Here is a 5,171-nt window from a genome sequence, read left to right on the forward strand (position 1 = left end):
CTTGCTTGATCTTATTCGCCTGGACGGAAAATGCGCGCTCGTCACCGGAGCTGGTTGCGGCATTGGAAAAGGCTGCGCACTTGAGCTGGCTGACGCCGGTGCCGACCTGATTCTCAATGACCGACCTGGCAGCGACGAACTCGCCAAGACCGCTGAAGAGATTCGTACGTTGGGAAGAAAATGTTGGACGGTTGAAGCCGATGTTTTTTCCGCAGCCGGTTGTGAATTGCTGGTTCGTCAGGCGATCGAACTTGCCGGCACAATCGACATCTTGGTCAGCAACCCGGCCTACGGAAAGCGATGCGGCTTTCTGGAGTTTCCCGCTGATGAATTCGACAAGGTGATCGACGCGACGTTCAAATCGGGGTTCCGTATCAGCCAAGCGGTCGCACGCCACATGGTAGAACGTGAGATATCGGGAAAGATCCTGTTTATCAGCAGCGTCGTTGGCGAGATGCCGTTTGCACGCAATGGCCCCTATGGATCGGCCAAGGCTGCTCTGAATCAGCTGACCCGGAGTATCGCGGTGGAACTGTTCCCGCATCGCATCAACGTCAACGCGATTGCGCCCGGCTGGATCGACACACCTACCGAACGAAAGACATTTACCAAGGAAGTCATCGAAGCACGAGGCCCCACCTTGCCTTGGGGACGCATCGGCACGCCGTCGGACATCGGTCGCGCCGCCGCGTTTTTGGTTTCCGAAGCCGCCGACTACATCACCGGAGTCGTGCTGCCGGTCGACGGTGGATTCCGGTTCAAGGACATGCGAGCCGACGATGAGCCACAGGAAGCTGATCCGTTGTGAGCATGAACGAAGCGATCCAGCTAAAATTTCGTCGCTTTGGCGGAAATCATGTCGGGCCAAATCTGCTGATCACCGCGGGGGTTCACGGTGATGAGTATTTGCCGATGCTTGCCGTGGGCGAACTGATTCGAAGGTTCGACTCGGATGACAGACTTAGGCGAGAGCTGCGCGGCACGTTGACATTAATCCCGGTTGTCAATCGTTCGGCGTACCACGCCGGACGCCGCGTCGGTGATGACGGTCGGGACCTTGCACGCACTTGTCCCGGACGGCAAGACGGAACCGTCACCGAGCGAGTCGCTCATGCGTTGAGTCGTCAGATCGCCGAAGCGGATTTCTACATCGATTTGCATTCGGGAGGAACGGAGTTGTGCGTTTTGCCGCTGGCCGGTTACATGCTCCACGCGAATTCAGCGATTCTGCAGCAGCAGCGAAAGATCGCGTCCGTTTTTGGGCTGCCATTCGTCTGGGGCACGTCGGCGGAGTTGCAAGGGCGGTCCCTTTCGGTGGCGCGTGATGCCGGCGTTCCTGCCATCTACGTCGAGTATCTCGGTGCGCATCGTGAGCTTTCCGAGCTGTCAGGCGGTGCGTTTGCTTCAGCGGGAATCAATCACCCGCTTCTCACTGGATGTCTGAACGTGATGCGGCACTTTGAGATGCTGCCGGGAGCGATCCAGAGGTGCGACGACCAGCAAGTGGCCGAAGACTGGCGCGTCGGTTCGGGGCACATGCAAGTCAGCCATCCGGCGCCCACCGGAGGGTTCTTGACTCTTAAGGTAAAGCTCGGCCAAAGAGTCTCATGCGGCGAGTTGCTTGCCGAGATCGAATCGCTGTTCGGAGGTGAGAAGCATGCGGTGGTCGCTGAACAGGACGGGACCGTTGTCATGCTGCGCGAGTATCCGAGAATCAATGAAGGCGACTCCGTGGCCGTCATCGTGGAAACTGGAGAGCAGTCATGAGTGTGTGGCGATGGACGGATCGGTATTCCCCATCGATTCCCGATGAGAACTGCCTTTCGCTCGGTGAGGGGCAGACGCCTTGCATTCGTTCGAGGAGTATCGGCGCTGAATTTGGGATTCGTAATCTCTTTTTCAAGCTCGAGACGGTGAATCCCAGCGGGTCTTACAAAGACCGGTTTGCCGCCCTGGCTGTCAGCCACATGTTGGCGAATGGGCAACACACATGTTTGGCCACGTCGAGTGGAAACACTGGCGCGGCTCTGGCAGCGTACTGCGCCGCGGCGAAGATTCGATGTCGAATCGCAGTGGTCGAATCGGCACCATCGGCCAAGCTGCAACAGATGTTGGCTTACGGAGCGGAAATCCAGCGGGTTCGAGAGTTTGGCACCGATGCGAGTGTGACAGGATGTGTTTTCGAACGACTCGAAGCGAAATCTCGGCAACCAGGTTTCGCCCTACAGATCAGCGCGTTTCGCTACAGTCCGCTCGGAATGCAGGGAGTGGAGAGCATCGCATTTGAATTGCAGGGTCAGGTGCCTGTTGATCAAGGAAACGTTTTTTGCCCGGCGGGCGGTGGCGGGCTCACACTGGCAGTGGCTCGCGGGTTTGCCAAAGCGAACGGACTTGCATCGGTCCACTGCGTGCAACCGGAAGGGAACGACACGATCGCCGGCCCACTTCGCGAAGGCAGCGACGAGGCGCGCAACGTTCGCTGCAGCACGAAGGTCAGCGGGCTGCAAGTCGCCAACGTGATTGATGGCAACGAGGTGATTGCCGCTTGCCGAGAATCAGGCGGCACGGGGCACACCGTTTCGGATCAAGAGATTTTCGATGCCCAAAAGCTCCTCGCGCGTGCCGAAGGGATCTTTAGTGAACCGGCCGGTGCGGTGGCGCTCGCGGGGGCGCTTAAAGCGGCCAGACGGGCCGAGCTGGATCTTGATTTGCCCGTGATTTGCCTGGTCACCGGAAGCGGTTTCAAAGACTTGTCATCGATCGACGCAATGAATGCCGATGCGGAGTGTCCGGTCGTTACCGCGGACGCGATGTTCGCTGAGGATTGAGAATCGAATTAGGAAATCCCAAGGATTTCGAACCCATCACGGAAAATCAACTTCTCGATTTCCTGTTCATTCAATTTCGGCAGATTCGTTCCCGCCACCATCTCGTTTAGTTTTCTCAATCCCGAGATCGATTCGTTGACCGTCGTGAACGGGTAGTCGGAGCCGAACAACAGCTTGTTCCAAACGCCATACTCCTGGACCAGCATCAGGCTGTTGTAAAGTTGCCACGGTCGGTAATGCAGCGCACTGATGTCGGCAAACACATTGGGGTGCTTTCGAATGGTCGCCACGCACTCACTCTCGTACGGATGACTGAGGTGCGCCAGAACGAAGCGAATCTCGGGGTGTCGCGTCGCGACCGGATCGATCAATCGAGGCAACGTGTATTTCAACGGTGCTTGGCGGACAAAGGTGGTTCCGGTGTGCAGCAACACCGGCAGTCGCTTTTCTTCGGCGTATTTCCAGAGCGGTTCCAGCCGATCGTCGTCGACGCCGAAGCCCGCGTACATCGGCAGAAGCTTGACACCACAAAGCCCCAATTGCTCGTGCCCGTGCCGCATTTCGTCTTCCCATCCCGCTTGGGTCGGGTCGATGGAAAGGTACCCGGTAAGACGCTCCGGATCTTGTGCGACGTAGTCTGCGATATACTTATCATCGACCCACAATCCGCTCAATCGCGCCTTCCCACCAAAGACGACGGTACGCGTCCCCGGGGGCGCGGCATCGCGGTAGTCATCCAAACGAATCGTCAGGTCGACGGTTTCCCCGGCCTTCGCCGCGGACGCTTGGCGAATGAAGTCTTCGCTGAACGCATCAGGAAATGGCCATGCGTGGCTGTGAATGTCTGTGATCATGTGAGGTCTTGACGCAGGTGTGGTGGGATTATCGTACACTATAGAGAAAGGCGCCCACGCGGTGGTTCTTGCCTAGCGTGAAGGACAGAAAGGATACACATCTGCAGTCATGACCGACCAACCTCGTATTCTGATCATCGGCGTCGGATCCATCGGCGAGCGACACCTGCGTTGCTTCCAGTCAACCGGACGCTGCCACGTGGGGTTTTGCGAGCCGTTGCGCGATCGACGCAACGAAGTGGCTGAGCGATACGCTGTCAACGGGTACGAGTCTTGGGAGCAGGCGTTGGCGGAAGAGCGTTTCTCCGCCGCCGTCATCGCTACTCCGGCTCCCTGTCACATTCCGACAGCCCAAGCCCTCACCGATCGCGGAGTTCACCTGCTGATCGAGAAACCTTTGAGCCTGAATACCGATGGCGTCTCTCAGTTGTCGGATTCCATCAAGCATCATGGAACTCGCGTCTCGATCGGGTTCGTTTATCGCTCTCTGCCGGCGCTGCAGCAGATGCGTGCGGTGATCCGGTCTGGAAAGCTGGGACGGATCGTACAAGTCCAAGTTCAATCCGGACAACACTTTCCGTTTTATCGTCCAGCCTATCGCAACATCTACTACGCCGACGCTGCGCAAGGTGGCGGACTGATCCAGGACATGTTGCCGCATTTTTTGAACGCGGTGGAGTGGATTGCCGGACCGGCCACAAAGGTCGTCGTCGATGCAGCGCACCAGGTTCTTCCCGGGGTGGAAGTGGAAGACACCGTCAATGTTCTTTCCCGTCACGGAGACGTCTTGGCGAGTTTGACGACGAATCAACATCAGCCTGTGAACGAATCCGTTATGACCGTCTTGTGCCAGCGCGGCGCGGCTCGATGGGAACTCAATGGACATCGGTGGTTCTTGGCGGATGAAATCGGAGGCGATTGGACGTTGCAGCAAGCGTTCGACCATCAACGCGATGATTTTTATATTCTTCAGGCGAATGCGTTTATGGATCTTCTTGAGGGAAAGGCAGAACCGTTATGCTGCTTCGATGAAGGAGTCGCCACGCTGCGTTCAACGCTGGCGATTCTGAAATCGAGACAGACAGACGCCTGGGAGACTGTTTCCTAATGCTTTGTCACACACAGCAACCGTTGGTGTTTAGCCTTTAGGCGATTCCGAGTCACTGCGACGCAGCGACAGTGGGCGGCTGAAGCCTGGACACCAACACGTATGTCCGAGCCGTTGGTGTTTAGCCTTTAGGCGATTCCGGGTCGCTGCTATGCAGCGAGAGTGGGCGGCTAAAGCCTGGACACCAACACGTATGCCCGTGCCGTTGGTGTTTAGCCTTTAGGCGATTCCGAGTCGCTGCTATGCAGCGACAGTGGGCGGCTAAAACCTGGACACCAACACGTATGCCCGTGCCGTTGGTGTTTAGCCTTTAGGCGATTCCGGGTCGCTGCTATGCAGCGAGAGTGGGCGGCTAAAGCCTGGACACCAACACGTATGCCC

The 5,171-nt window shown here is 57.5% G+C and carries 5 protein-coding genes; 4 read left to right on the forward strand and 1 reads right to left on the reverse strand.

All coding sequences use genetic code 11. The features are described 5' to 3' along the window. From ABX749_RS20955 to ABX749_RS20965, 3 genes are all read left to right on the forward strand, one after another. On the forward strand, positions 1-808 hold an 808-nt coding region (locus tag ABX749_RS20955), incomplete at its 5' end, for an SDR family NAD(P)-dependent oxidoreductase (protein ID WP_372897689.1). 2 nt (positions 809-810) lie between these two features. Beyond that, positions 811-1,767, forward strand: coding sequence for a succinylglutamate desuccinylase/aspartoacylase family protein (locus ABX749_RS20960; protein WP_372897690.1), 957 nt, complete (start codon positions 811-813; stop codon positions 1,765-1,767). Beyond that, on the forward strand, positions 1,764-2,828 hold the full coding sequence (locus tag ABX749_RS20965) for a pyridoxal-phosphate dependent enzyme (protein ID WP_372897691.1): 1,065 nt from the start codon (positions 1,764-1,766) through the stop codon (positions 2,826-2,828). The genes ABX749_RS20960 and ABX749_RS20965 overlap by 4 nt, the downstream gene beginning before the upstream one ends. 8 nt (positions 2,829-2,836) lie before the next feature. Here ABX749_RS20965 and ABX749_RS20970 read toward each other — a convergent pair whose 3' ends face one another. After that, a complete protein-coding gene (locus ABX749_RS20970) occupies positions 2,837-3,682 on the reverse strand; it encodes an amidohydrolase family protein (RefSeq protein WP_372897692.1) in 846 nt (281 codons plus the stop codon). Positions 3,683-3,791: 109 nt separating this feature from the next. Here ABX749_RS20970 and ABX749_RS20975 point away from each other — a divergent pair, with 109 nt between their 5' ends. Next, positions 3,792-4,790, forward strand: coding sequence for a Gfo/Idh/MocA family protein (locus ABX749_RS20975; RefSeq protein WP_372897693.1), 999 nt, complete (start codon positions 3,792-3,794; stop codon positions 4,788-4,790). Positions 4,791-5,171 lie beyond the last annotated feature (381 nt).

The sequence above is a fragment of the Stieleria sp. genome, assembly GCF_041595215.1.
GTDB lineage: Bacteria > Planctomycetota > Planctomycetia > Pirellulales > Pirellulaceae > Stieleria > Stieleria magnilauensis.